The organism is Marivita sp. (assembly GCF_020055675.1).
Lineage (GTDB): Bacteria > Pseudomonadota > Alphaproteobacteria > Rhodobacterales > Rhodobacteraceae > Marivita.
In genome coordinates this window covers 1-24,532 of sequence record NZ_JAIPUS010000035.1, presented here as the reverse complement: position 1 = coordinate 24,532, position 24,532 = coordinate 1, and the positions used below count along the sequence as shown (strand labels likewise).

Below are 24,532 nucleotides of genomic sequence, written 5' to 3'. Positions count from 1 at the left end.
TGATGGTCTCGCGCGCGGACGCCCCGGCATGGCGGAGTTTGTCGAACTGGTCGGGCACGGTGGTCGACCCGCCGGTGATCTGAAGGCCCATGACCTTCATCACGCTGGTCACGGCACCCTCGGCCATGTCGTGCATCACACCCGCGGCCGGCACCATGAACTCGGCGGCCTCGGCCGCAAGCGCGGTGTTCCAGTAGGCCGGGCTGGGCGGGCCGGGATCGGGGGTGATCTGGTCAAGGTCGACATCCAGTTCCTCGGCGATCAGCGCGGCCTGAACATGATACGCCCCCTGCCCCGAATCCGCGCGGGGCGTGATGAGGGTGATGCCGTCTTGCGCAATCCTGACGTAGGGCGTCAGCACCGCCTCGCCGGCCCCGGCGGTGAGCGGATTCTCATGCGGTTTGCGCACCGTGTAAATGCCGAAGGCGACCCCGCCGACCACGGCGACCGAGCCGACAAGGAAACTTCGCCGGGCAATGGTTTTCAGACGTCCCATGCTCAACCCTCCTGCATCAGGCGCGCGGCGCGCTGCACGGCGGCGCGGATACGGGGATAGGTGCCACAACGACACAGGTTGCCGGACATGGCCTCGTCGATCTCGGGATCGCCGGGCTGCGGATTTTCCGCCAGAAGCGCGGCCGCCTGCATCATCTGGCCGGACTGGCAATAGCCGCATTGCGCGACCTGCTCGGTGAGCCACGCCGCCTGAACCGCGGTAAGCGCACCGGGCGCTCCCAGCCCTTCGATGGTGGTGATCTCGGTGCCGACCGCGTCGGCGGCCCAGACCTGGCAGGAGCGGGTGGCGACGCCATCCAGATGCACGGTGCAGGCGCCGCATTGAGCGATGCCGCAGCCGTATTTCGTGCCGGTCAGCCCCAGCTCGTCGCGCAGCACCCACAGCAGCGGCATGTCGTCTTCGACATCGACCTCATGCTGGGTTCCGTTGATCCTGAGGTGCATGGCGGCGCGCTCCCTTTGTGCGTGGCACTGACCTTGATATAGGGCGGCTCAAGGCGCATGCGAGGGGCGCAGGGCATTGTTTCGGAGCGGCGGGGCCGCTCCGACAGGTGGGGGGACGCTGTCCCCCCACACCCCCCTGGGATATTTGAAAACCGAAGAAGGGGGCCGGATCAGGCTCAGGCCGCCTTGCGCGACCGGCTGCGGCGGCGTTGGCCACCAGGCTTGCCGCCGGCATTGGCCTGACGGGGCTTGTTGGCGCCCTGCCCCCCGCGACCGCGACCGCGCGATTGCTGGGCCGGCCGGGCGACCGGGTCTTTCGGCGCTTCACCGCTGGCAACGGGCACCTCGATCTTCATCAGCTTTTCGATCTGGCGCAGCAGGTCGGCCTCGTCCGGTGCGCAGAAGGCGATCGCCTCGCCTTCGCGGCCCGCCCGCGCGGTGCGGCCGATGCGGTGGACGTAGTTGTCCGGCACATCCGGCAGATCGTAATTCACGACATAGGCCACGCCGGGAATGTCGATGCCACGGGCGGCGACATCGGTGGCCACCAGGACGGTGATCTGACCCTCGCGGAACGCCTTGATGGCGCGGTCGCGCTGGCCCTGGCTCTTGTTGCCGTGGATCGAGGCGGCGTTGTAGCCGTCGGCCACCAGGCCCTTCATCAGCTTTTCCGCGCCGTGTTTGGTGCGCGAGAAGACCAGCGTCAGCGCGGTCGCGTCGCGCGACAGGATCTCGCGCAGCTTGCCCGGCTTTGCGCCCTTGCTGGCAAGATGATGCACCGATTGGGTGATCTTGTCGGCGGCCTTGCCCGGAGGCGCGACCTGCACGCGCTGCGGGTTGGTGAGATACGCCTTGCTCAGGTCTTCCATCTGTTTCGGCATGGTGGCCGAGAACAGCATGGTCTGGCGCGGCGTGCCGAGTTTCGGCGCGATCCGGCGCAGCGCATGGATGAAGCCCATGTCGAGCATCTGGTCAGCCTCGTCCAGCACGAGGTGCTTGACCGTGCGCAGATCGACCGCCTTGCGGTCCATCAGGTCGATCAGGCGACCGGGTGTGGCGACAAGGATGTCGGTGCCCTTGAGCAGGTGGTGGATCTGCTTGTTGATGGACTGGCCGCCCACCACGACATTGACCTTGAGATGGGTCTTCTTGGTGAGCGTGCGCAGCGCTTCGGCGATCTGGTTGACCAACTCGCGCGTCGGCGCGAGGATCAATGACTTCGCGGTTTTCGCGGCGGGCCGGTCGGGCATGTCCAGCAGGTGGCTGACCAGCGGGATGCCGAAGGCCAGCGTCTTGCCGGTGCCGGTCTGGGCCAGGCCCATGACGTCATTCCCGGCCATGGCGAGCGGGATCGCCTTGTGCTGGATCGGGGTCGGGGAGGTAAGGCCGGCCTCTTTGAGAGCGGCGAGGAGAACGGGCTTGAGGCCCAGTGTGTCGAAATCAGACAAAAGCTATCCTTTGCGTCCGCGGGCATCCTGCCGGCGGAGAGCGTTCTGCCGCATCACGCGGCAAACGAGGGTGTCGCAGGACCTCAAGACATCACGGGAGCGCCCCGCACCGTCTGGTACTGCGTCAGGGACCCTGCGTGATGGGGAACTGAAGTGCGTATCGCCGGTGCACCCAAGATGACGGGCGCGGCAAGCTCACGCGGCTGCGCGGCGGTGTGCATGACATGGCGCCTTATGCGGTCCAAGTCAACCGATAAAGCGGTGCAGCACGTAAGCCGCGGCAATAATGTGGATCAGGGTGATCCCGACCGACGCCCCGTGCAGCACGCCGAAGCGGCGCTTGTTGCCGGCATCGGTGGCGGCGTTGATGGCGGGCATCAGGAGTTGCCGGGTCGGCAGTGTGCTGAGCGCGATGGCGGCCATGATCATGGCCGAGACCGGGTCGCTCGGGGCGAGCAACGCCGCAGAAAGCGCCGCCCCGGCGATCACGAAGAGATAGAAATGCGGAAACGCCCGGCGGATGGTGGGACCCGCGGTCTCGGCCGGAAGGGCCGTGAAGAGAAAGGCCGCGAAGCCGAAGGAATAGAGCACCATTCCGCCGAAAAGCAGCGCCGATGAAAGCAGGGCAAGTGTCGTCATGTCAGGCGCCTTTCCGGTCCGGCTTCCGCGCGGTTCCCATGTAGATGATCATCGTGCCGGGCAGGCGCCCGAAGGTGAAATCGCCCCGCTTGTCGATCCCGCGCGGGCCGAGGCCTGTCATCTTGCCGGTGGTGAACCCGGCGGTCAGCAACGCGGTGCGCAATTCGGCGGGCTTGATGAAAAGCGCCGGATCATGCGTGCCCTTGGGCAGCAGCCGCAGCATGTTCTCGGCCATGGTGATCGTGGCAAACCGCGCGACGGCGTTGCGGTTGATCGTGTCGAAAAGGAACAGCCCGCCGGGGCGCAGGACGCGCGACACCTCGGCGATCACCCCCGGCAGGCTTTGCACATGCTCCAGCACGTCGACGCAGACCACCGCGTCGAAGCTGGTATCGCAATAGGGCAGCGCCTCGCCTACGCCCACATCATAGCGGATTGCCCGGCCTGCCGCGTCGGCATGGGCGCGGGCGGCGGCGATGGCCTCTTGCGCGGGGTCGATGCCGGTGACATGCGCGCCCCGGTCATCCAGCGCCTCGGCCATGAAGCCGCCGGCACAGCCGAGGTCCAGCACATCCTTGCCCGGCCAGTCGATATGCCTGTCGAACCAGCCCAGCCGCCCCGGCACCATGTTCCTGAGCGTGCGGACCCAGCGGATGTCATCGGACCACCATTGCGCCGCAACATCATCGTAGATCTCAAGATTGTTCCGCAGGGCCTGCGCCATCCTTGCGCTCCTTCGATGTGAGTTTTGGCAGGACATAGGGCACCGTTTCGCGATAGCGATGGAATGCGGCGCCATAGCGCTGCTCGAACCGCTTTTCCTTGAGCCGCGGGGCCAGCATGCAATAGGCGGTATAGCTTACCGCCAGCACCAGTTGATCCGGCGTCCAGACCGGCACCGTCCAGAGGGTGAGCGCGAAGGCCACGTAGATCGGTTGCCGGATATGACGGAACAGGCCCCGCGTCGGCATGTCCGGGAAGACCGGCCGGATCCTGCCCAGAAGCGACATCCAGCCCAGCGCGCCGGATTGCACCTCGGCCCCGGCATCGAAGCTGGCCTTGATCAGCAGGATCCACGTGCCGGCGTAAAGCGTACACAGCACGACGAACGCGGCGCCCTCGGCGCGGTACCAGATGATGCCGCTGGGCGTCCACAGCAGGAACAACGCCGCCAGTTGCAGCGACGCGATGATGGCATAGGTGGTGGTCGAAAGCGTGCCGCCATGCGGACCGGGGATCAGCCGCGCCGTGATCGTCATGCCGCGCCTCGACAGCAGGAACGAGTGCAGCAGCGGAAACTGCGCGATCAGCGCCGCGTTTGTCAGCCCGGCCCAGGGCCAGGGGACCGCGCCGAAACTTTCGCTCAGGCCAAAGAACATGGCCGCTATCATCGACAATACCGCGATGGCGAAGACCGCGTGGCAAACCGCCCCCATGGCCAGCGCCAGCGCGATGCGCCCCTTGCCCGGTGGTGGCGACAGCGCGGCGCGGATCAGGGTGATCAGCCGCGTGATGCGCGGATCATCCCGCGTCATGCGCGGCTCAGGATGTCATCGGCAATGGCGGTGCCGCTTTGCCAGGCGTGTTCGATCCTGGGACCAAGGCACCAGTCGCCACCTGCGTAAAGCGTGCCGTCGGCCGAGGTGACAAAGGGCCGGCCCAGCGGCGTGGTCACCAGCGCAAGCCGCCAACGATGGGCCGCGGCATGGGCCACATCGGTCGCCGCAAGCCCGTGATGGGTCAGAAACAGGTCGAGCATCCGGGTCGCGATCTCGTCCTTGCTCAGTTCCAGATGCGCGACGCTCCACGCGGTGCTGGCCTGCGCGACCCAGCAGTTCTGCGACAGCCGCCCCGGTTTCGCGCTGTCATGGGCGATCCATGCAAGCGCGTCGCTCGGGTTGGTCTGCACCACGGGCGCGTCGAGAGGGCGGTTCAGGGCAACCATCAGCGTCAGGCACGGATCATAGGTCACGGCGTTCGGCGCGTCAGCAAACTGGTCCGGTATGAGCCGGGCCGTCTGCGGCGCGGGCGCGGTGCAGACCACACGATCGAACGGGCCAGGCGGATCAGCCCCCTGCAACACCCAGCCCGCACCGGTCGCGGTGATCCCGGTGATCTCTGTCTGCTGGCGGATATCAATCCCCTGTCCGAGAAACCTGACAAAGCCGGTCATCCCCGGACGGCCGACCGGCTGCACGCCCCATGCTCCCGCGTGCCAATCGCCCACGGCATCGGCCGCGCGCGCCTCCGCCAACAGCGACAGGAAGGCCGTCCCCGTACCCGACAGCACCGGCGCCCCGTGATCGAAGCGCTGCCCGCCGCCGGCGCGCCGCGTGGCGCAGCGTCCACCAAGACCGCGACCCTTGTCATGGACCACGACAGACAGACCCGCCGCGGCCAGACGGCGCGCACAGGACAATCCCGCCACCCCGGCACCAATGATGGCAATCTTCATGCGCGTCTCCGTCAGACATCCCCGTTTACGCACCAGATAAAACTCGCGGCACGCCCGTCGAGGGCGCGGCGTCATCCGTTTGACAAACCGGTCGCCGGCCGGTCGCCGGACAGTCGCGGGCCAGTCGCCGGACCCGCAACCGACCGCCGGCGCAGAGGATCGAAACACGACGCCCCCGCAGCGACAGGCGCGCGCGCCGCCGCTCCCGTTTCGTTTACCTGGGTTACAGCGCGCGTCGGTTGTCTTGCATTTTGGTCCAAGCGGATTGATATGACGACATGACAGTACAAAAAGGTTCCGCATGTTCACCCGACGCCAGACAATAGCCGCGCTTGCCGCGCTCGCCACACCCGCAATCGGACACAAGGCGCTTGCCGCCCCCAGCGAGTGGGACAGCTGGGACACGCAGGTGACACCTGCGGATTTCGACCTTTCAACGACCAATCCCTGGGGGCTGCACCCGCGCTACCTGCCACAGCAGGTCGCCGCCAATCCGGGGCTCATACCGGGCGATATCCACGTCGATGCCGTGGCACGCTATCTCTACCACATCCAGGAAGGCGGCATGGCCATGCGCTACGGCGTGGCGATCGGGCGCGACGGGCTGTACGAGCCGGGCGTCTACACGGTCCAGCGCAAGGCCAAGTGGCCGCGCTGGCGGCCCACCGACTCGATGATAGACCGCGAGCCCGGGAAATACGCGCAATGGGCGGACGGGATGCCCCCTGGCCCCGACAACGCGCTTGGATCGCGCGCGCTTTACCTCTTTGTCGGCAACCGCGACACCTATCTGCGCATTCACGGCACACCCGCGCCGCGCTCCATCGGTACCCGCGCCAGTTCGGGCTGCGTGCGCATGGTGATGCCGCATATCAACGCGCTTTACGAACAGGTCGAGCGCGGCGTCACCGCCTATCTCTACCCCACCGACGGCACCCGCCTCTGAGGCCAGGGATCAGCCCGCGGGCCGGGTGCAGATCGGGTTGCCCGCGTCCGTGCGCAAGGGCAGCTCGGTTGTCTCCACGGGCCCGCGATGGGTGTACCAATAGCAGCCATCCCCGGGCCGCACCCGCGCCGTCGACAGGTCCTGGAACGGCGCCGCGATCGACGAGACCGCCTCCGGCACCGACACCGCGTCGGACCGTCCGCTGCCATCGGCATCCTGCATGGGCTCGCAGGCGGCAAGCCCCAACATCAATATCGGCCCCGCGAGGGCCCCCCTGGCTCTTGTCATCATGCGTCCGCTCCAGTGATCGTAGTTGCGCGGACCGTCGCACTCTTCGCTCGGAGCGGCAAGACCGCCCCACCGCAGCGCGCGCCGAGTATGGCATTGGTGTCACCGCCGATGCCCGCGCCGCGCGTCGCAGGGCCGCGGTGCGGCGATCCAAGGGTCGAGCCGGCGTGCTTTATCCCCGTAACTGGCGCGTCATCTCCGGTCTCAGCGCCCAGACCAACCCAATTGCCGTGCCGGCGGGCGACGCCCTCCCGAAGGCAGGCTTTCAACATGACGATGCGGACAGGATACAGCGCGAGACCCAGCCGCGTGTCGCAGGGCCGCGGTGCGGCGATCCAGGGGGCGAGCCGGCGCGCTTTATCCCCGTAACTGGCGCATCACCTCCGGTCTCAGCGCACAGACCAACCCAATTGCCGTGCCGGGGGGCGACGCCCTGCCGAAGGCAGGCTTTCAACATGACGATGCGGACAGGATACAGCGCGAGACCCAGCCGCACGTCGCAGGGCCGCGGTGCGGCGATCCAGGGGGCGAGCCGGCGCGCTTTATCCCCGTAACTGGCGCATCACCTCCGGTCTAAGCGCACAGACCAACCCAATCGCCGGGCCGGGGGGCGGCCCGGCGATGCGCGGCGGCCTTCGGCCTTGACTCCGCGCGGGGACAAGATGTCGGCTGTGCGCAGATAGTGAGCTTTGCAAAGTTTTGGGCGATTTCCCGAAACCGGCCTTTCGTGTAACACGCGGCAAACGACGGTAGCGAACCCAAGGCGACCAATGCTGCAGCATTCACAAATGACCGCAGTGGATAAAGTTTTGCGCAATCGGAAATGCGGCATGATCTAAGAATGACTTCGGCAAACCACCGCTACTGCTCTGCCTCTGAACGCCGGGTGTTTGCATCGTCACGCATAGACATACCCGACGATTTTCTCCTGTTCGAGATCCAGCGTATCCAGCACAAACTTGCTGTCGGACTTGGCGATCTTGGCATACTCGCGCGTCCGGCCCTTACCCTCCACATCGCCGGGTAGGGAGTAGTTTGACACGTCTTTCTTCACCGGGAGGAATGGCACTGTCATCTTGAGGTCGAAGTGGTCAGCCAGCTTCCTGATCACGGCTTCGGGATCCGCGCGGGCGTCTTCGAACCGCAAGATCACCCAGTTGCGGTAGAGGTTGCGCACTTTCAGCTGGCTTTGAATCTTCAGGTTGCGCAGGGCAATCACATTCTCGATTCGCGCGCCGGTCATCGGGTGGCGTTCATACATCACCTCTTTGAGGCGGACGGGAAACTGGCGCTGACGCTGGATCAGGAAGCCGTTGAAAATGCTGGACCATTCGTGGCGCAGAAAGCCCGAGAAATCGACATCACGATACCAGTAGCCCACCTGGTGCGGGCTGCGGTACAGGCTGCGCAGCCAGTCGAACGCGTCGCGCACTACGACAACCGCGATCTGTTCATCAAGCGTGAAGGGTGGGTTCACGAAGTTGTGCTTCTCCCAATTATAGCGCCGCCCGCTCTTCAACCCCGGCAAGTTTTGCTGGATCAGAGTCTCCACAAAATTCGTGCCGGAACAGCGCTCCCCATAGATTTTGAAAATCGACGGCGGCGGCGGCGCCACATCGGTTTCGTCACTCAAAAGCATTGTTACTTGTCACATCCTGGAACGTGGTATGGCTGTTTCTTGAAAAGAACGATTTAGAGTTTGTGCCAGTCTTTCATTGAATGCAAGGGCATCGCGCAGCACGGTGGCGGCAGTTGCTATAAAACGCACAACTTCCTTGACACAGGGGCAACACAGTGCAAGCGGGGATCTAATCGCGTTGAGCGGTCAGCTATGCGGGAATGACCCAATGGTCCCGCTTCGTGTGAATTGGCGACCGATGCGGCGAAAGTCGGCTATTGCATATTGAAGCCCGGGGCCTCGGGTCCGCTCCGGGCCTGCCACCCACCCGTCGTCCACGATTTTCGCTCCGAAGGCCCGCGTCTTGCCGCCGGGTTGCGGCAAAGCCTCGGTCTGTTGGAAACCGACCGGTCCGGCTGTGGCCTCGATGCCGCAGGCGGCGCCTTTCGGGCAGCGCTACCCCGTGTGCGCGGGGCGCGTCAAACCTTGACAAATCGTAAAACCGCCCCTGTAACCCATTGAAACTTATGGGCCTCACCCTGTCCCATGCGTGGGACGGGCGGCCTCCAGCCGCTCTGGCAGCGCGTTCGCCCAGGCCGAGATCGTCCCGGCCCCGAGGCAGACCACGAGGTCCCCCGGCCGTGCCTGTTCGCGGACCAGCCGCTCCAGATCATCCTCGTTCAGGATCGCCCGCGCGTGCCGGTGGCCGTGCCGGATCAGCCCGGCCACCAGATCCTCCCGCGAGGCCCCCTCGATCGGCTCCTCCCCGGCGGAAAAAACCTCGGCGATGGCGACCACATCGGCCTCGTTGAAACAGGCGCAGAAATCGTCGAACAGGTCGGACAGCCGCGAATACCGGTGCGGCTGATGCACCGCGATCACCCGCCCCTCCGACGCCTGCCGCGCCGCTTTCAGAACCGCCGTGATCTCGACCGGGTGGTGGCCGTAATCGTCGATGATCGTGACCCCGTTCCATTCGCCAACCCTGGTGAAGCGCCGGTTCACGCCGCCAAAGGCCGCAAGGGCCGCGCGGATGTCGTCTTTCTTCATCCCAAGATGCCGCGCCACCGCCACCGCCGACAACGCGTTCGATACGTTGTGATCGCCCGGCATCGGCAGGGTGCAGCCCTCGATCACGCCGCCTTCGGCCTGCAAGGCCACGTCGAAATGCGCCACGCCCTTTTCATAGGTCAGGTTCACCGCCCGCACGTCCGCCTGCGCGTTGAATCCATAGGTCACCACGCGCCGGTCCGTGACCTTGCCAACGAGCCGCTGAACCTCGTCATGGTCGGTGCAACAGACCGCCACCCCGTAAAAGGGGATGTTCGACACGAAGTCCTGGAACCCCTGCCGGAGCTGGTCGAAATCGCCCCAGTGCTCCATGTGCTCGGGGTCGATATTGGTGACGACGCCGATGGTGGCGGGCAGCCGGTTGAACGATCCGTCGCTTTCATCCGCCTCGACCACCATCCATTCGCCCTGCCCCATCCGCGCGTTCGAGCCGTAGGCGTGGATGATGCCGCCATTGATCACCGTGGGATCAAAGCCCCCGGCCACCATCAGTTCGGCCATCATCGTGGTTGTCGTCGTCTTGCCATGCGTGCCCGCGATCGCGATATTCGACTTGAGCCGCATCAGTTCGGCCAGCATGTCGGCGCGGCGCACCACCGGCAAGCCGCGAAGGCGCGCCTCATCGAGTTCGGGATTGCCCGGCTTGATCGCGGTCGAGACGACAACCACCTCGGCCGCATCCAGATTGTCGGCGCTCTGACCTTCGAAAATCCGCGCGCCCATATCGGCAAGCCGGTTGGTGATCTTGCTGGCCTTCAGGTCAGACCCCTGCACCGTGTAGCCAAGGTTCAGCAGAACCTCGGCAATGCCGGACATGCCGATGCCGCCGATGCCAACGAAATGCAGGGCGCCGATATCAACGGGAAGCTTGGTGGCGGCGTTCATTCTTCTTGTCCTTCCGGGTCTGCAGAGGGCCTGCCGGCCAATGTCTCGACCAGCGCAGCCAGATCCTGTGCTGCATCCGGCCGGGCTTGCGACATCGCAGCCTGCGACATCTTCAGGGCCCCCGCCGGGTTCTGCAGCACGGACCGGATTTGCTCGGCCAGCGAGTCAACGGTCAACAAGTCTTCGGGAATACGAATGGCGGCCCCCGCCTCGGTCAGGCCGCGCGCATTGGCGGTCTGGTGATCGCCGGTGGCCGCGGCATAGGGGATCAGGATCGACGGTCGCCCGATCACCGAGATATCGGCCACGCTGGACGCCCCCGAGCGCGAAATCACGAGCTGTGCTTCGGTCATGCGGGTGGGCAGGTCCGAGAAGAATGGCTGCACCTCGGCATGAACGCCGTTCTCGGAATAATAGGTCGCGACGCGCTCTCCATCCTCGTCGCGGGCCTGATGGCTGACGCGCAGGTGCTGCAACGTATCCAGAGGCAGCGATGCAATCGCCGGGGGCACCACGTCCGAGAGGATGCGCGCGCCCTGGGAGCCGCCGATCACAAGGATCGACATCGGGTAATCACCCGGCGTGATATAGGCTGCCCCGGCCCGGTCCTTGACCGCGCGCCGCACCGGGTTGCCGACCGGAACACCCTCGACACCGTCCGGCAAGCTGGTTGGCCACGTGCCGCAGGCCACGTGATCCACCCGCTTGGCAAAGAGCGTATTCACCCGGCCAGGCACGCCGTTCTGTTCGTGGATCATCCGTGGCCGTCGCAGCAGCCACGCCGCGCCAAGCGCCGGGATCGACGGGTAGCCGCCAAAGCCGATCACGACGTCGGGCCTGTCGCGGAGCATCCTCGTTGCCATGGAGACCACACCCCCCATGACCCGAAGCGGCACCATCGCCTTGGCCAGCACACCGCCGCGCGCGAATGTGGCGCTCGAGACCTCTTCGATCTCGGTGGTGTGCGGAAAACCGCCCGTGTACCGCGCGCCGCGCGCATCGGTGGACAGCTTGACCCGCCAGCCACGGCGCAGCATGACCTCGGCGAGTGCCTGCGCCGGGAACATGTGCCCGCCGGTTCCACCGGCTGCAATGACAAGATACGGTTTTTTCATGGTTACCCCACCCAAGGCCCAACTTGGATTGTGCGACAAAGACAAGCCTGCGCGCGGTTTGTCAACAAATCAGGGGCGAGTCACCCCAGATAAGGGTCCTAGCGCAACCGCCCCCGCAAGATATCGCCGATTTCGCCCTGCGGCCGTGTGCGCGTAAATGCCAGCAACATCCCGACGGCGATGCCGCCCGCGATCAGCGAAGAGCCCCCATAGCTGACAAAGGGCAGTGTCATTCCCTTGGCGGGCAAGAGCCGCACCGCGACGGCCATGTTGATCATGGCCTGCACACCGAAAATGCAGGCCAGCCCGGTTCCCGCCAGACGGATGAACGGATCGCGTTCGCGCATCAGCCGCAAGAGCGACCGGACGACGATGGTGGTATATAGCGCGATGATCATGAGCACGAGAGCAAGCCCGTATTCCTCGGCTGCCACCGCGATGATGAAATCGGTATGGGCGTCGGGCAGCGACCATTTCACTTGTCCCTCGCCCACGCCGACACCAAGAAACCCGCCTTCGCGGATTGCATTCGTGGCATAGCCCAGCTGGGTGGTGGGATCGACTTCGGGGCTGAGAAAGCCGTCAATGCGGCGGGCAAAATGTTCCGATTTCTGGTAGGCGACGGTGCCCGCCATAATCACGAGCGCCGCCATGCCCAGCAGCAGCAGCATCGGTGCCCCGGCGACGAAATACATCACCCCCCAGCCAAAGAGCACGAGGCAGGCTTGCCCGAAATCGGGCTGCAAGGCGAGCATCAGAACGATGCTGATCGTCAGGGCAAAGGACACGGTCTTGCCCGGCGGGCCGCCCGGGTCCTGGCTGGCCGCGAGCAGCCATGCCACCACGATGACAAACGCCGGCTTGAGGAATTCGGAGGGCTGGACCGCGGCGAACCCGAGAGAATACCACCGGATCGCGCCCTTGCCGAAATCAGTGCCGAAAAAGGGCAGCAGGCTGAGGGCGACGAAGGACGCAAGGAACCCGATCACGGCAAGACGCCGCACCATGACCGGCCCCAACATCGAGACGAACACCATGACACAAAGCGCCATCCCGCCGAACACCGCCTGCCGCTGGACATAATGGAACGGCGCAAAACCATTGCGTTCCGCCAGCGGCGGAGACGCCGCGAGCCCCAACAGGATGCCGATGCCGAACAGGATAAGGATACACGACAAGGACCACTTGTCGACCGTGCGCCACCACTTGGGCAACACAGGCTCGCCCGCGCCGGCCGGGACCGCACCGTAGACCATTTCTGTCATGGTTTCACCGCTATTTCTGCCTCAAACGCCCGTTTCGCACAGGTCTGTGGTGCCCACTGTAACCGATAAGATTCGACCGATCCAGTGCAATGAGTCGCCGTCCGGACCTTGCGCCGCGCGCCGTTCCGTGGTGGGTGCGCGTCATGCAGGTGGACACGCTGATCCTCGGGGCCGGGGCGGCCGGTATGATGTGCGCGGCACAGTCCGGGCCCTCGACGCTTGTGATCGACCACGCCAAGGCACCAGGCGAGAAGATCCGAATATCTGGCGGCGGGCGCTGCAATTTCACCAACATGCACACCGATCCGGACCGGTTTCTGGGAGATAACCCGCATTTCCACAAATCCGCGCTCAGCCGGTACACACAATGGGATTTTATCGACCTGGTAGACCGGCACCGCATAGCGTGGCACGAAAAGACGCTGGGACAATTGTTCTGCGACGAAAAAGCGACCCTGATCATCGACATGCTGCGCGCCGAAATCGCAAAGGCCGGGGCCGATCTGTGGCTGAACACGGGGCTGGCCGATCTCGGGCATGACGGCACGCGCTTTACCGCGCAACTGGACCGCGACGGGCAGCGCGTATCGGTGACCGCGCGAAACCTCGTTCTTGCGACCGGGGGCAAGTCGATCCCCAAGATGGGGGCGACCGGGCTGGCCTATGACATTGCCCGCCGCTTCGGGCATGAAATCACCGACACGCGCCCTGCCCTTGTCCCGCTGACGTTTTCGGACAAGCGCTTCGCGCCGATCTCGGGCGTCGCCACCCCCGTCTTGGCCGAGGTCAACGGCACCGCGTTCGAAGAGGCGATGCTCTTCACGCATCGCGGGCTGAGCGGACCGGCGGTGCTGCAAATCTCGAGCTATTGGCAGGAAGGCGATGCGATCCGCGTCGATCTCTTGCCCGGACATGACCTTGCGGGCAGCCTGAGATCCGGGCGCCAAAGCCACGGCAAACGCAACGTGACAACCGCGCTGGCCGAGGTTTTGCCAGAGCGGCTTGTCACCCATCTCGCCGGCGACCTGTCCATCACGGGCAATCTTGGCGACCTGTCGGACAAGCGGATCGACGAGATCACCCACTCCCTGCGCAACTGGACGCTCAGGCCCACCGGAAGCGAAGGCTACCGCACCGCCGAAGTGACCCTTGGGGGCGTCGTGACCGACCGGATCGACAGCAAGACGATGATGTCGCGCGATGTGCCGGGGCTTTACATGATCGGCGAAGCGGTCGACGTGACCGGTTGGCTGGGTGGCTATAACTTCCAGTGGGCCTGGAGTTCGGGGGTCGCCGCGGGGCGCGCCATAACACAGGCCCATGCACAAGCCACTTGAAGCTGACATGTAACTGTTACATTTTCGACTGCATGGCGCATGCATCGGTTTCCGTTCCAAAGGCCCCTTTCGTCGTCCTGCGCGGCCCGCTTCGCGATCTGCTGAACCGGTGGCAAGGCAACGCCGGACCGCGGGCGCAGGAACGCATCTGGATCAACCCCAGCCGCCTGACCCGGATCTATACGCGGAACCCCGCGCAAACGCCTGATTTCAAAAGAAGACATTCCGGCATGGTGATCGGCGGAGACTGGGACCAGCAGACCGAACCGCTGGACCAGTCTTGGAAGATCGCCGCCTGCCTTGACCATTTCTGCAACGGCACAGCCTGGCCGGACACGGGCATCTACGATGAGATGCGCCGCATGATCGCGCGGAACGGTCGTTTCGACAGTTGCAAAACCGAGGCGGACATCATCGCACGGTATCAAAGTATAGACGCGCTTTACGCAGACATTCGCAACAATGGCTTTGCCGATCAGACCGTGCACCGCTTTGGCGCGCCGCGCCTGCCCGAGGGCGTGTTCATACATATCGACCGGGCGGGCCAGCCGATCTTTGGCGCCATCGGCAATCATCGTCTGGCCATCGCGCGGGCGTTGGGGCTCGTGGCGATCCCGGCCCAGCTTGGCGTGATCCACCGCGACGCGCTGCGCGGCGATGCGCTGGCCCGCTACCGCCTGCGGCCCGACGACGCTATGCCAAAGCGGATTTGACCCGCGCCGCGAAATCCTCACCGCGCTTTTCAAAGTTGTCGTACTGGTCAAAGCTTGCCGCGGCCGGGGCCAACAGCACCACATCCCCGGGTTCGGCCTCATCGATCGCGCGGGCCACGGCCACCTCCATCGTGCGGCAGGCCTCGGCCTCGATCCCGGAGAGTTGCAACGCGAACCCCTCGGCCTCGCGTCCGATGACATAGGCTTTCCTGACATTGGGCAACGCGGCGGCCAGCCCGTCCAGACCGCCATCTTTTTGCAAACCGCCACAGATCCAGCGGATGTTGTCAAACGCCTGCAACGCCTTGAGCGCGGATTCCACGTTGGTCGCCTTGCTGTCGTTCACGAAGGTGACGCCCCCCGCTTCGGCGATCACCTGGCTACGATGCGGCAATCCGGCAAAGGTCTTGAACCCGGCCTCAACCTGTCTGGGCGCCACGCCCAGCGCGCGGGCAGCGGCATATGCGGCACAAGCGTTCTGGTGATTATGCGCGCCGGGCAGACCCGTGATCGCGCGCAGATCGATGGAGCCGACCTGCCGCCCCTTGCGCCATTCCGACAAGAAGCCCTTGCGCACGAAGACCATCCAGCCCGGTCCGGAGAGTTTCTGACCCGAGGAGATCCGGATCACGCGGTCATCCCCCGGCCCTTCGGAGAGTTGATTGGCGATATAGCGGCCTTCGTCCTCGTCCACGCCAATCACCGCGCGGTCGGGGCCACCTTCGGCAAAAAGCCTGCGTTTCGCGGCGAAATACCCGCCCAGTCCGGCGTGGCGGTCAAGGTGATCGGGCGACAGGTTGGTGAAGACGGCCAAATCGGGCGTCAGTGCGCGGGCCAGATCGGTCTGGTAGCTGGACAGCTCCAGCACCACCACGTCGCCATCCCCCGGCGGATCAATGTCCAGCACCCCGCGCCCGATATTTCCGGCAAGCTGGCTGCCGCGACCCGCGGCATCAAGGATGTGATGCAGCAGCGCCGAAGTCGTGGATTTACCGTTCGATCCCGTGACTGCGATCACCTTTGGCGGGGCTCCGAACCGGTTCCAGTCGCCTGTTGCAAGTGACCGGAAGAACAGCCCGATATCGTTGTCCACCGGCACACCTGCCTCCCAGGCCTTGGCGATCACCGGATTCGGCGCGGGATAAAGATGCGGAATTCCGGGGCTGACGATCAGGCTGGCCACCGCGTCAAACGCGCCCTCGCGCGACAAGTCGCGTATCTCGAATCCCTCGGCCTCTGCCGCTGCGCAGGCTTTGGGGTTGTCGTCCCAGCAGATCGGCACGGCCGCGCCCGCGCGCAGTGCCCGCGCCGCCGACAGGCCGGAGCGGCCCAGACCGAGAACGGCCACCTGATGGCCTTCATAACCCTGAACGGGGATCATTGCGCACCTCTTGGTTGGTCGCCGACACCTAGCGCATCTGCCTGCGGCGGGAAAGATCAGCCGTTGAGCTTGCCAAGACGCGCGGTGACAGACAGCCCATGCGCTTCAAGCGATTCCGATCGCGCAAGCGTTTCCGCCGCCGGACCTATGGCGCGCAGCGACTCGGGCGACATCCTGGCCAGGGTCGTGCGCTTCAGGAAATCCAGCACCGACAACCCGGATGAAAACCGGGCAGAGCGTGCCGTGGGCAGCACGTGATTCGGCCCGCCAACGTAGTCGCCAATCGCTTCGGGCGTCCATTGGCCAAGGAAGATGGCACCGGCATGGGTGATCTGGTCCGACAGTGTCTCGGGGTCGGCCACGCATAATTCCAGGTGCTCGGGTGCGATGCGGTCGCACAACGCCGCCGCCTCGTCGAGATCGCGCACGGTGATCACAGCACCGAAATCGCGCCAGCTTGCCCCGGCAATCGCGCGGCGTTCCAGCGTTTCAAGCCGCTTGTCCACCGCATCGGCCACTGCCTTACCGAATGCCGCATCGGTGGTGATCAGCAGCGATTGCGCACTTTCGTCATGCTCTGCCTGGCTCATCAGGTCCAGCGCGATCCAGTCCGGGTCGTTGTCGCCATCGGCGATCACGAGGATCTCGGACGGGCCAGCGATCATGTCGATGCCCACCTTGCCGAAGACCCGCCGTTTCGCTGCGGCCACAAAGGCGTTGCCCGGCCCGGTGATCTTGTCGACCGGCGCGATGGTCTCGGTGCCATATGCCAGGGCGGCAATCGCCTGCGCGCCGCCGATACGGTACACCTCGTCAACCCCGGCGATGCGGCAGGCCATCAGCACCAGGGGGTTCATCACGCCATCGGGCGCCGGCACCGTCACCGCGAGCCGCTGCACCCCCGCCACCTTGGCCGGGACCGCGTTCATCAGCACCGAGGACGGATAGCTGGCAAGCCCGCCGGGAACGTATAATCCCGCCGCAGACACCGGCGTCCAGCGCCAGCCCAGCGTCGCGCCCTCCGGATCGGTCCACATGGCGTCCTCGGGCAATTGCCGCGCGTGGTATGCGCGGATGCGCTCGGCGGCGGTTTCAAGCGCCACGCGGTCGGCATTCGGCACCTTGGCGACCTCGGCGTCGATCTCGGCTTCGAACACGCGCAGCTGGTTGGCCGTGATCGACACGCGGTCGAACCTCGCCGTCAAGTCCAGCACAGCCGCATCGCCGCGCCCGCGCACATCGGCAATGATCCCGGCCACCGTGTCATCCACATCGGGGCTGTCCTCGCGCTTGGCATGCAGGATCGCCGTGAAGCGCGTTTCGAAATCGGGGTCAAGCGTTGACAGGAACTGTGGCATCAAGGCCTCCGGCTGTGGTCTGCGCGATATCTAGACCGCGCGGCACGAACCCTCAAGCGCCGCGCGCAAGGTCTGTGCCATCCAGAGCGACGATCATCAAAAGATCATCCCGCGACACGCCGTCGATAAGGACCGAGCGCGGCCGCATGCCGAACCTGTGAAAGCCCAGCGCCACGTACAGCGCCTGCACGCGGGTGTTCTCGACATCAACGCTGAGTTCGGCCTGCTGCACCCCCGCTTCGGTCAGATGCCGCAACAGATGCTCCATCAGGGCGCGTCCGTGCCCTTGGCCCTGTGCCTCCTCGCGCACATAAACCGGGCCGATATCCGCCATGTGCCGCATACGCTTGGGACCGCCCCGTCGTGCAGTGGCAAAGCCGACCAGCCTTGCACTGTCGTCAAACGCCCCCAATGTCAGGTTCGTTTCGAGTCCCCGCGCAACATCCTTGTTCGGGATCGCGCGCACCTCTTCGGCACTGAACAGAAACGCGGTCGGCACGCGCATGAGTCCTTCGGCCCAGAGCGCCCGAAACGCAGACACATCCTTCGGGCCCAGCCTTCGTACCGTCATTCCGGGTGATCCGGCACCTTGCCCGACACTGCCGCATAGGGCCGCGTCACATCGCGCAGGGCTATCTCCAACTCGCTGACCTTGAGACGCACAGCACCATCGCCCGCCATCGTCAGCAGAACCAAACCGCCGCCGGCCGGGTCCGGCTCGAACGTGATCGCGAGCACCGACAGGATGGTATCGGAATCCCCCGGCGGCACACCCTGGCTTGCCACGCGGTCCACGTTCTCGATCGCGAGAACACTCTGCACACGCTCGGGTGTGCGGGCACCACGCTGCGCGACGGGGATGTCTTCCCAGCGAAAGCGGTTCAGCAGAATTCCGAACCGACGCTTGCCGCGCTGCCATTGCATTTCATTGCCCGGGAACACCGCATCCTGACACAGCGCCGAGACCACTTGCAAATCTTCGTCGTCCATCGCGACCAGCCGCAATGGCCGGGCGGTCGCGTCCTCGAATCTGGCGTCTTCACTCACTGTTCTTGCACCCGTTCAATCTTGGCCCCCACGCTTTCCAGCTTGCGCACGACGTGTTCGTACCCACGATCAAGATGATAGACGCGGCTGACAATCGTGTCACCCTCGGCCGCCAGCCCGGCAAGAATCAGCGACACCGAGGCGCGCAGATCGGTTGCCATCACCGGAGCGCCCTTGAGGTGACCCACACCTTTCACCGTTGCGGTGCCGCCCTGCACGTCGATATTCGCGCCCATACGAATGAGCTCGGGCGCGTGCATGAAACGGTTTTCGAAGATCTTTTCCTCAAGAACGCTCGTGCCCTCGGCGGTGCAAAGAAGCGCCATCATCTGTGCCTGCAGATCGGTGGGAAACCCGGGGAACGGTTCGGTCGTGACATCGACCGCAGCAACGGGCCCGTTCTTGCGCGCAACCTTCAGCCCCCTGTCCGTCTCCTCGATCGAGACCCCTGCCGCGTCCAGTTTTTCACAGAACGCGGTCAAAAGGTCGATCGACCCGCCAAGGCATTCAACCTCACCGCCGCAGATCGCGGGGGCGAGCATATAGGTCCCCAGTTCGATCCGGTCGGTGACCACCTTGTGCGTTGCACCGCCCAGACGGTCGACACCTTGAATGGTGATCTCCGATGTCCCCGCGCCCTCGATCTGCGCGCCCATCTTTTGCAGGCAGCGCGCCAGGTCCACGATCTCGGGTTCGCGCGCGGCGTTCCTGAGAACGGTCGTGCCCTTGGCCAGCGTGGCCGCCATGAGCGCGTTTTCCGTGGCCCCCACGGACACCATCGGGAACTCGACCAGGCCGCCTTTCAGGCCGCCCGCAGGCGCTTTGGCATGGACATAGCCATCGCGCAGGTCCAGCTCCGCGCCCATCGCCTCGAGCGCCTTGAGGTGCAGGTCCACCGGGCGCGCGCCAATCGCGCACCCGCCCGGCAGCGACACCTGCGCCTCGCCGAAGCGCGCCACAAGCGGGCCAAGCACAAGGATCGACGCCCGCATCTTGCGCACGATGTCATATTCGGCGCGTGTCGACGTCAGGTCACGGCTCGACATGGCGAGCACCTGCCCCTCCTGCAACGTCTGCACCTCGGCCCCCAGAGATTGCAGCAACAGGGACATGGTGCGGATGTCGCTCAGTCGCGGCGCGTTGGTCAGCGTCAGGGGCTCCTCGCTCAGCAAGGTGGCCGGCATCAGCGTCAGGCAGGCATTCTTTGCGCCCGCAATAGGGATCTGCCCGCTCAGCGGGCCGTTCCCCGTCACGATTATCTGGTCCATTCGTTAACTGCCTTCGCTCGATGGTGTGGTGTTGGTGTCTTTGGACTCGTCCGACCTGGCCTTTGCCTGCCGCTTGCGCCGTGCCAAGTTCGCCTTGAGCGCGGCTTTCAGCCTGTCTTCCCGCGCCGTGGCCGTCGATTTTCCGGATGAGGATTTCTGCGTCATGACCACTTCCTATCCCAGAGGCAAAAAAGGGTCCAGATTGCGCTTGCACCGTTTTGTGTTTGCGTCTAATCACCCGCCACGCCGCCACAAGGCGCCCGGCGCTGCTGTAGCTCAGAGGTAGAGCACTCCCTTGGTAAGGGAGAGGTCGAGAGTTCGATTCTCTCCAGCAGCACCATTCACTCCCACATCGCCGGCTTCGGACCAAGCTGCGTGCGCGCCGGGACCGGTTTTGCGCGCCTAAACTTGGCCGACCGGCGATCATCGCTTGATCGTGACCGCGAAGACCGGCTGATGCCGGATCACGCAACTTTAAATACCCGTGATGGAAACCATGCTGCCTTGCTGGAACCACGCTGCGCTGTTACGTCATCACCTGACGCTTCATCGGGTCCCTCTTGCATGCGCGCAGCGATTGCCACTGGCGAATATCACCTTGGCGGGGAGACGTTTATCAACCGCCACATCGAACATCTGTTCGGTGGCAACACGGTCGTGGTCTGCGGACGGTTTCGCGGAGACAATCCCTATGGCAAACCGTATTTCGTGCGGCGCGATGGCGTGTCAGGGCGCGATATCGTGGTCGCGCCGTGGTGGATCGTGCGCAATCGCATCGAACACGGCACCTCCCGCCTGCCCTTTGGCGCGGCAAAAGAAACCCTGATCAACTTCCTGCGCGACGAACGGGTCGAGGTCATCCTGGCTGAATTCGGCACCCAGGCATTGGCCCTGGCGCCGCTGGCCAATGCGATCGGTATCCCCATTTTCACCTATTTCCGGGGCACCGACGCCTCCAAGGCGATCCGAACGGAGCGGATGCGCACCGCCTATCGAAAAATGATGCCACGTCTGGCGGGGGTTTTCTCGGTCTCGCGGTTTCTGCTGGACAACCTCGGCAAGCATGGCATTTCGCACCCGAACAGCAAGGTCATCCCATCCGGCGTCGACATTCGACGATTTGCACCGCAAGCCAAGGTGCCGCTGAGTTTTCTCGCCGTCGGACGCTTTGTCGAAAAGAAGGCCCCGATGACCACGCTGCGGGCCTTTGCCCAGGCCGCACAGAACCTGCCCGAGGCACGGCTGGATTTCATCGGCGATGGACCTTTGATGGACCCCACAAGGTCTCTGGCCGAAGAGCTGGGGATCATCGGCAAGGTCCGGTTCCACGGCGCACAGCCACACAACACCGTGCGCGACCGCTTGATGAGCACGCAATTCTTCGTCCAGCATTCGGTCACCGCACGCGACGGCAATACCGAAGGTTTGCCGACGGCGATCCAGGAGGCGATGGCCTGCGGATGCATCACCATTTCGACACGGCATGCCGGGATCCCCGAGGCGATTGACGACAATGACACCGGTTTTCTGGTGGATGAGCATGACGAGACCGGCTTCGCCGAAGCGATTTCCAGGGCCGTCACGGTGCCGGACCCGCAGGCCATGTCGCTTCGCGCGCGCAGGGCGGCCGAGCAAAGGTTCGACAATCACGTGTTGCTCAAGATCCTGGAACAGTCGATACAGGACACGCTCGCAGGCCGGTCTTTGCCGCAACGGCCCCAAACGCCCGAAACGGCCTGATGCCACGCCCAAGCTGACTGGACTTGCCGTGCTGCTTTACCGATTTCTGATGACGCTGCTCGCTGCCAGGGAACTGGCTCTGCGGGTCTGGGCGCGCGACATGTGCGGGATCAAGGCACGTCTGGGGCGGCTGACACCGGATGCCGAGGATGAGCGCGTCTGGCTGCACGCCGCCTCGAACGGTGAATTGGCCTCGGCCCGACAGCTGATTGACCGGATGATCGCGCAGGAACGTCATTTGCTGATCACGGTGAACACCGACAGCGCGCTTGCACTGGGCCAGGGCTGGGCGCTTTCCAACAGCACGGTCATGCTGGCCCCGATCGATCTTTGCGGACCCACCCGGCGGGTGATGCGCCGCTGGGGCGTTCGTGCGCATATCACGTTGGAGTCCGATCTGTGGCCGTGCCGGATCCTCCAAACGCAGGGTCCCGTGATCGTCCTGGGCGGGCGCCTGACCGCGCGCTCCGCCAAGGGCTGGCAGCGGTTCCCCGAGCTGGCGCAGAAGGTGCTTGAAAAAGTCACCTATCTGTCCGCGCAGGATGCCACGTCCGCGGACAGGTTCTCTGGGCTCGGCCTTCCGGCCGCCGCACGCGGTCCGGTCCTGGACCTGAAGGCGTTCTACACGCCGCCACGTGATCGGCCCGGCGCCGCCTTGCAAGGTGCCTTCAAACGCCCCGAAACATGGCTCGCCGCTTCCACCCACGAGGGCGAAGACGAAACGGTTTTGACAGCCCACAGGTCGGCTCTGCAAAGTCGCGCCGATCTCAAGCTCATCCTCGCCCCGCGCCATCCTCGCCGCGCGGATGATATCGAAACCCTGATCCACAGCCTGGGTCTGACCTGCGCCCGCCGAAGCAAAGCGACGGACCCCGCAGGCGCGCAAGTCTATCTCGCAGACACGCTGGGCGAGATGCATCTCTGGTACGCGCTTGCCGGCGTCACGTTCATTGCCGGGTCGCTCACGGATCGCGGCGGGCATACGCCCTATGAGCCCGCGGCGTTCGGATCGGCGATTGTTCACGGGCCGGACACCGCGAATTTCCGCGCCGCCTATTCCCGGCTGACCGAGGCGCGCGCCGCGATCCGCGTCACCAATGCCGATGAACTGGCGCGCGCTGTCACCGACCTTGACTCAGCCGGCAAACAGGATGCCCTGGCCACGCGCGCCCGATCCGCGTTACAACAGCAGACCGATCTCGACAGCTTGATGCGCGATATCACCGGGCATCTTGATGCTTGATGTCCGCGCCGGAAGGCTTATTTTTCAACCACAACATAACACGGCACAGACTGCAGGTTCCGACCGACATGATCCAGTTCACGCTCAAATGCGCCAACGATCACCGCTTCGACAGCTGGTTTCAATCCGGCGCCGCCTTTGAAAAACTGCGCGCGGCGCAGATGGTTGGATGTGCGGTCTGTGGCTCGACCGATGTGAACAAGGCCATGATGGCCCCCCGTGTCAGCACGGTTGAAACACCGGACACGCCACCGGCGAAACCGAAACTTCGCGATCCTGCCACACCGCCCAGCGCGGCGGAACAGGCAATAGCCGCGCTCAGAACCTATGTTGAGACACATTCAGATTACGTTGGCGGAAACTTCGCGACCGAAGCCCGCGCCATCCATACGGGTGACGCGCCGCAACGACTGATCTGGGGCAAGACACGCGGCGACGAAGCGAAAAAGCTGATCGAGGACGGGGTGCCGATTGCCCCCCTGCCCTTCACGCCCAAAGGCGAAACGAACTGATCCCGATCCGGGCCATCCCAACGCCATCTCCACGGGATACGCCGAAAGCCGGCGCCCTTGCGTGGCCGCGCAACCCGACGTAAAGGACCGCTGAAGTTTGACGTGCGGAGGCCACTATGCCCGTTCTCGTTATGAAATTTGGCGGAACCTCGGTCGCCACGCCTGACCGGATCAGGCGGGCGGCGAAACGTGTGGGTGTCGAAGTGGCCAAGGGCTACGACGTGATCGTCATCGTCTCGGCCATGTCCGGCGAAACCAACAGGCTTGTCGACTATGTCGAGGAAACCTCGCCGCTGTTTGATGCGCGCGAATACGACGCCGTGGTGTCTTCGGGCGAAAACGTCACCGCCGGGCTGATGGCGCTGACCCTGCAGGAAATGGATGTCCCCGCCCGAAGCTGGCAGGGCTGGCAAGTGCCGGTGAACACCACCTCGGCCCATTCCTCGGCGCGGATCGAAGACATTCCGCCCGACAACATCAGCCGCAAGTTCGGCGAAGGCATGCGGGTCGCTGTCATCGCGGGGTTCCAGGGGGTCAGCCCCGAAGGCCGTATCACCACGCTGGGGCGTGGCGGCTCGGACACCACCGCCGTGGCATTTGCCGCCGCCTTCGGGGCCGAACGCTGCGATATCTACACGGATGTGGACGGGGTCTATACCACCGACCCGCGCATCTGCGACAAGGCCCGCAAGCTCGACCGGATCGCGTTCGAGGAAATGCTTGAACTGGCCTCTCTGGGCGCCAAGGTGCTGCAGACCCGCTCGGTGGAACTGGCGATGCGCTACAAGGTGAAGCTGCGGGTACTGAGCAGCTTCGAGGAACAATCTGACGACGCAGGAACATTGGTCTGCGACGAGGAGGACATCATGGAAAGCAATGTAGTGGCCGGCGTCGCCTATTCCCGCGACGAGGCAAAGATGACGCTGGTCTCGGTCGCAGACCGCCCCGGCATTGCCGCAGCGATCTTCACGCCGCTGTCCGAGGCGGGTGTGAATGTCGACATGATCGTGCAGAACATCTCCGAGGAAGGCCGCACCGACATGACGTTTTCCTGCCCCACCAACCAGGTGCAACGCGCCGAAAAGGCCATGGCAGACGCCAAAACCCGCGGCGACATCAATTTCCACGATATCGTGGCCGATACCAATGTGGCCAAGGTGTCGGTGGTCGGGATCGGCATGCGCAGCCACACGGGTGTCGCCGCCAAGATGTTCCAGGTGCTGCGGAACGAAGGCGTCAATAT

Annotated in this window: 24 protein-coding genes, 1 tRNA gene and 1 pseudogene; 8 read left to right on the top strand and 18 right to left on the bottom strand. The window is 64.7% G+C overall.

What is annotated here, in order from left to right; translation table 11 throughout:
- The 7 genes and pseudogenes from LCF59_RS15750 to LCF59_RS15720 all read right to left on the bottom strand — a co-directional run.
- Window positions 1-496 (bottom strand): annotated as a pseudogene (locus LCF59_RS15750) (xanthine dehydrogenase family protein molybdopterin-binding subunit); the annotation flags it as partial.
- A 2-nt stretch (window positions 497-498) separates the two neighbouring features.
- The gene (locus LCF59_RS15745; RefSeq protein ID WP_292288572.1) at window positions 499-960 is read right to left on the bottom strand and encodes a (2Fe-2S)-binding protein; all 462 of its coding nucleotides are present in this window, start codon (window positions 958-960) and stop codon (window positions 499-501) included.
- A gap of 176 nt (window positions 961-1,136) precedes the next feature.
- The gene (locus LCF59_RS15740) at window positions 1,137-2,408 is read right to left on the bottom strand and encodes a DEAD/DEAH box helicase (RefSeq protein WP_292288571.1); all 1,272 of its coding nucleotides are present in this window, start codon (window positions 2,406-2,408) and stop codon (window positions 1,137-1,139) included.
- Window positions 2,409-2,654: 246 nt separating this feature from the next.
- A complete protein-coding gene (locus tag LCF59_RS15735; protein WP_292288570.1) occupies window positions 2,655-3,047 on the bottom strand; it encodes a DUF4149 domain-containing protein in 393 nt (130 codons plus the stop codon).
- Window position 3,048: 1 nt separating this feature from the next.
- A complete protein-coding gene (gene ubiG, locus LCF59_RS15730; protein ID WP_292288569.1) occupies window positions 3,049-3,771 on the bottom strand; it encodes a bifunctional 2-polyprenyl-6-hydroxyphenol methylase/3-demethylubiquinol 3-O-methyltransferase UbiG in 723 nt (240 codons plus the stop codon).
- The gene (locus LCF59_RS15725) at window positions 3,743-4,582 is read right to left on the bottom strand and encodes an isoprenylcysteine carboxylmethyltransferase family protein (protein WP_292288568.1); all 840 of its coding nucleotides are present in this window, start codon (window positions 4,580-4,582) and stop codon (window positions 3,743-3,745) included. Before LCF59_RS15725 ends, ubiG begins: the two co-directional genes overlap by 29 nt.
- Window positions 4,579-5,502, bottom strand: a complete 924-nt coding sequence (locus LCF59_RS15720; protein WP_292288567.1) for an NAD(P)/FAD-dependent oxidoreductase — start codon at window positions 5,500-5,502, stop codon at window positions 4,579-4,581. Before LCF59_RS15720 ends, LCF59_RS15725 begins: the two co-directional genes overlap by 4 nt.
- Before the next feature lie 301 nt (window positions 5,503-5,803).
- On the opposite strand from LCF59_RS15720, the gene LCF59_RS15715 reads away from it, so the two are divergent.
- On the top strand, window positions 5,804-6,448 hold the full coding sequence (locus LCF59_RS15715) for a L,D-transpeptidase (RefSeq protein ID WP_292288566.1): 645 nt from the start codon (window positions 5,804-5,806) through the stop codon (window positions 6,446-6,448).
- A 9-nt stretch (window positions 6,449-6,457) separates the two neighbouring features.
- On the opposite strand, the gene LCF59_RS15710 is transcribed toward LCF59_RS15715, so the two are convergent.
- From LCF59_RS15710 to ftsW, 5 genes are all read right to left on the bottom strand, one after another.
- Window positions 6,458-6,670 carry a hypothetical protein gene (locus LCF59_RS15710; protein ID WP_292288574.1) on the bottom strand — a complete coding sequence of 71 codons (213 nt, stop codon included), beginning with the start codon at window positions 6,668-6,670 and terminating at the stop codon, window positions 6,458-6,460.
- A 964-nt stretch (window positions 6,671-7,634) separates the two neighbouring features.
- On the bottom strand, window positions 7,635-8,351 hold the full coding sequence (locus LCF59_RS15705; protein ID WP_292288565.1) for a hypothetical protein: 717 nt from the start codon (window positions 8,349-8,351) through the stop codon (window positions 7,635-7,637).
- 537 nt (window positions 8,352-8,888) lie between these two features.
- Entirely contained in the window at window positions 8,889-10,310 is a 1,422-nt protein-coding gene (gene murC / locus LCF59_RS15700; protein ID WP_292288564.1) for a UDP-N-acetylmuramate--L-alanine ligase, read from the bottom strand.
- The gene (locus LCF59_RS15695) at window positions 10,307-11,425 is read right to left on the bottom strand and encodes a UDP-N-acetylglucosamine--N-acetylmuramyl-(pentapeptide) pyrophosphoryl-undecaprenol N-acetylglucosamine transferase (protein ID WP_292288563.1); all 1,119 of its coding nucleotides are present in this window, start codon (window positions 11,423-11,425) and stop codon (window positions 10,307-10,309) included. The genes murC and LCF59_RS15695 overlap by 4 nt, the downstream gene beginning before the upstream one ends.
- A 98-nt stretch (window positions 11,426-11,523) precedes the next feature.
- Entirely contained in the window at window positions 11,524-12,690 is a 1,167-nt protein-coding gene (gene ftsW, locus LCF59_RS15690) for a putative lipid II flippase FtsW (RefSeq protein ID WP_292288562.1), read from the bottom strand.
- Between the two features lie 143 nt (window positions 12,691-12,833).
- Here ftsW and LCF59_RS15685 point away from each other — a divergent pair, with 143 nt between their 5' ends.
- Complete coding sequence (locus LCF59_RS15685; protein WP_292288573.1) at window positions 12,834-14,027, top strand: NAD(P)/FAD-dependent oxidoreductase; 1,194 nt, start codon at window positions 12,834-12,836, stop codon at window positions 14,025-14,027.
- Window positions 14,028-14,059: 32 nt separating this feature from the next.
- Window positions 14,060-14,740 carry a hypothetical protein gene (locus LCF59_RS15680; protein WP_292288561.1) on the top strand — a complete coding sequence of 227 codons (681 nt, stop codon included), beginning with the start codon at window positions 14,060-14,062 and terminating at the stop codon, window positions 14,738-14,740.
- Here LCF59_RS15680 and murD read toward each other — a convergent pair.
- The 6 genes from murD to LCF59_RS15650 are packed head-to-tail and all read right to left on the bottom strand — an operon-like array spanning window position 14,721 to window position 19,959.
- Window positions 14,721-16,121 (bottom strand): UDP-N-acetylmuramoyl-L-alanine--D-glutamate ligase, encoded by a 1,401-nt coding sequence (gene murD / locus LCF59_RS15675; protein ID WP_292288560.1) that lies wholly within the window; start codon window positions 16,119-16,121, stop codon window positions 14,721-14,723. The two genes, LCF59_RS15680 and murD, sit on opposite strands and share 20 nt — an antisense overlap.
- A 56-nt stretch (window positions 16,122-16,177) precedes the next feature.
- Entirely contained in the window at window positions 16,178-17,479 is a 1,302-nt protein-coding gene (hisD, locus tag LCF59_RS15670) for a histidinol dehydrogenase (RefSeq protein WP_292288559.1), read from the bottom strand.
- A 52-nt stretch (window positions 17,480-17,531) separates the two neighbouring features.
- On the bottom strand, window positions 17,532-18,050 hold the full coding sequence (locus LCF59_RS15665) for a GNAT family N-acetyltransferase (protein ID WP_292288558.1): 519 nt from the start codon (window positions 18,048-18,050) through the stop codon (window positions 17,532-17,534).
- Window positions 18,047-18,526: a DUF2948 family protein gene (locus tag LCF59_RS15660; RefSeq protein WP_292288557.1), complete on the bottom strand. Its 480-nt coding sequence runs from the start codon at window positions 18,524-18,526 to the stop codon at window positions 18,047-18,049. Before LCF59_RS15660 ends, LCF59_RS15665 begins: the two co-directional genes overlap by 4 nt.
- Complete coding sequence (gene murA / locus LCF59_RS15655) at window positions 18,523-19,794, bottom strand: UDP-N-acetylglucosamine 1-carboxyvinyltransferase (RefSeq protein WP_292288556.1); 1,272 nt, start codon at window positions 19,792-19,794, stop codon at window positions 18,523-18,525. The genes LCF59_RS15660 and murA overlap by 4 nt, the downstream gene beginning before the upstream one ends.
- A 3-nt stretch (window positions 19,795-19,797) precedes the next feature.
- A complete protein-coding gene (locus LCF59_RS15650; protein ID WP_292288555.1) occupies window positions 19,798-19,959 on the bottom strand; it encodes a hypothetical protein in 162 nt (53 codons plus the stop codon).
- Window positions 19,960-20,059: 100 nt separating this feature from the next.
- Here LCF59_RS15650 and LCF59_RS15645 point away from each other — a divergent pair.
- The 5 genes from LCF59_RS15645 to LCF59_RS15625 all read left to right on the top strand — a co-directional run.
- Window positions 20,060-20,134 (top strand) — tRNA-Thr (locus tag LCF59_RS15645).
- Window positions 20,135-20,358: 224 nt separating this feature from the next.
- On the top strand, window positions 20,359-21,534 hold the full coding sequence (locus LCF59_RS15640) for a glycosyltransferase (protein WP_292288554.1): 1,176 nt from the start codon (window positions 20,359-20,361) through the stop codon (window positions 21,532-21,534).
- A gap of 49 nt (window positions 21,535-21,583) precedes the next feature.
- The gene (locus tag LCF59_RS15635; RefSeq protein ID WP_292288553.1) at window positions 21,584-22,777 is read left to right on the top strand and encodes a glycosyltransferase N-terminal domain-containing protein; all 1,194 of its coding nucleotides are present in this window, start codon (window positions 21,584-21,586) and stop codon (window positions 22,775-22,777) included.
- A gap of 68 nt (window positions 22,778-22,845) precedes the next feature.
- Window positions 22,846-23,289 (top strand): DUF1178 family protein, encoded by a 444-nt coding sequence (locus LCF59_RS15630; RefSeq protein ID WP_292288552.1) that lies wholly within the window; start codon window positions 22,846-22,848, stop codon window positions 23,287-23,289.
- A gap of 116 nt (window positions 23,290-23,405) precedes the next feature.
- Window positions 23,406-24,532, top strand: a 1,127-nt coding sequence (locus LCF59_RS15625) for an aspartate kinase (RefSeq protein ID WP_292288551.1), incomplete at its 3' end; no start/stop codon positions are given.

Bases quoted from the DNA above. Each gene is read 5' to 3' on its own strand.
- LCF59_RS15695 (WP_292288563.1), bottom strand. From the start codon at position 11,425: ATGAAAAAACCGTATCTTGTCATTGCAGCCGGTGGAACCGGCGGGCAC.
- hisD (WP_292288559.1), bottom strand. From the start codon at position 17,479: ATGCCACAGTTCCTGTCAACGCTTGACCCCGATTTCGAAACGCGCTTC.
- LCF59_RS15720 (WP_292288567.1), bottom strand. From the start codon at position 5,502: ATGAAGATTGCCATCATTGGTGCCGGGGTGGCGGGATTGTCCTGTGCG.
- LCF59_RS15630 (WP_292288552.1), top strand. From the start codon at position 22,846: ATGATCCAGTTCACGCTCAAATGCGCCAACGATCACCGCTTCGACAGC.
- LCF59_RS15715 (WP_292288566.1), top strand. From the start codon at position 5,804: ATGTTCACCCGACGCCAGACAATAGCCGCGCTTGCCGCGCTCGCCACA.
- ubiG (WP_292288569.1), bottom strand. From the start codon at position 3,771: ATGGCGCAGGCCCTGCGGAACAATCTTGAGATCTACGATGATGTTGCG.
- LCF59_RS15735 (WP_292288570.1), bottom strand. From the start codon at position 3,047: ATGACGACACTTGCCCTGCTTTCATCGGCGCTGCTTTTCGGCGGAATG.
- LCF59_RS15635 (WP_292288553.1), top strand. From the start codon at position 21,584: ATGACGCTGCTCGCTGCCAGGGAACTGGCTCTGCGGGTCTGGGCGCGC.
- murC (WP_292288564.1), bottom strand. From the start codon at position 10,310: ATGAACGCCGCCACCAAGCTTCCCGTTGATATCGGCGCCCTGCATTTC.
- LCF59_RS15680 (WP_292288561.1), top strand. From the start codon at position 14,060: ATGGCGCATGCATCGGTTTCCGTTCCAAAGGCCCCTTTCGTCGTCCTG.
- LCF59_RS15640 (WP_292288554.1), top strand. From the start codon at position 20,359: ATGCGCGCAGCGATTGCCACTGGCGAATATCACCTTGGCGGGGAGACG.
- murD (WP_292288560.1), bottom strand. From the start codon at position 16,121: ATGATCCCCGTTCAGGGTTATGAAGGCCATCAGGTGGCCGTTCTCGGT.
- murA (WP_292288556.1), bottom strand. From the start codon at position 19,794: ATGGACCAGATAATCGTGACGGGGAACGGCCCGCTGAGCGGGCAGATC.
- LCF59_RS15745 (WP_292288572.1), bottom strand. From the start codon at position 960: ATGCACCTCAGGATCAACGGAACCCAGCATGAGGTCGATGTCGAAGAC.
- LCF59_RS15685 (WP_292288573.1), top strand. From the start codon at position 12,834: ATGCAGGTGGACACGCTGATCCTCGGGGCCGGGGCGGCCGGTATGATG.
- ftsW (WP_292288562.1), bottom strand. From the start codon at position 12,690: ATGACAGAAATGGTCTACGGTGCGGTCCCGGCCGGCGCGGGCGAGCCT.
- LCF59_RS15665 (WP_292288558.1), bottom strand. From the start codon at position 18,050: ATGACGGTACGAAGGCTGGGCCCGAAGGATGTGTCTGCGTTTCGGGCG.
- LCF59_RS15710 (WP_292288574.1), bottom strand. From the start codon at position 6,670: ATGCAGGATGCCGATGGCAGCGGACGGTCCGACGCGGTGTCGGTGCCG.
- LCF59_RS15650 (WP_292288555.1), bottom strand. From the start codon at position 19,959: ATGACGCAGAAATCCTCATCCGGAAAATCGACGGCCACGGCGCGGGAA.
- LCF59_RS15725 (WP_292288568.1), bottom strand. From the start codon at position 4,582: ATGACGCGGGATGATCCGCGCATCACGCGGCTGATCACCCTGATCCGC.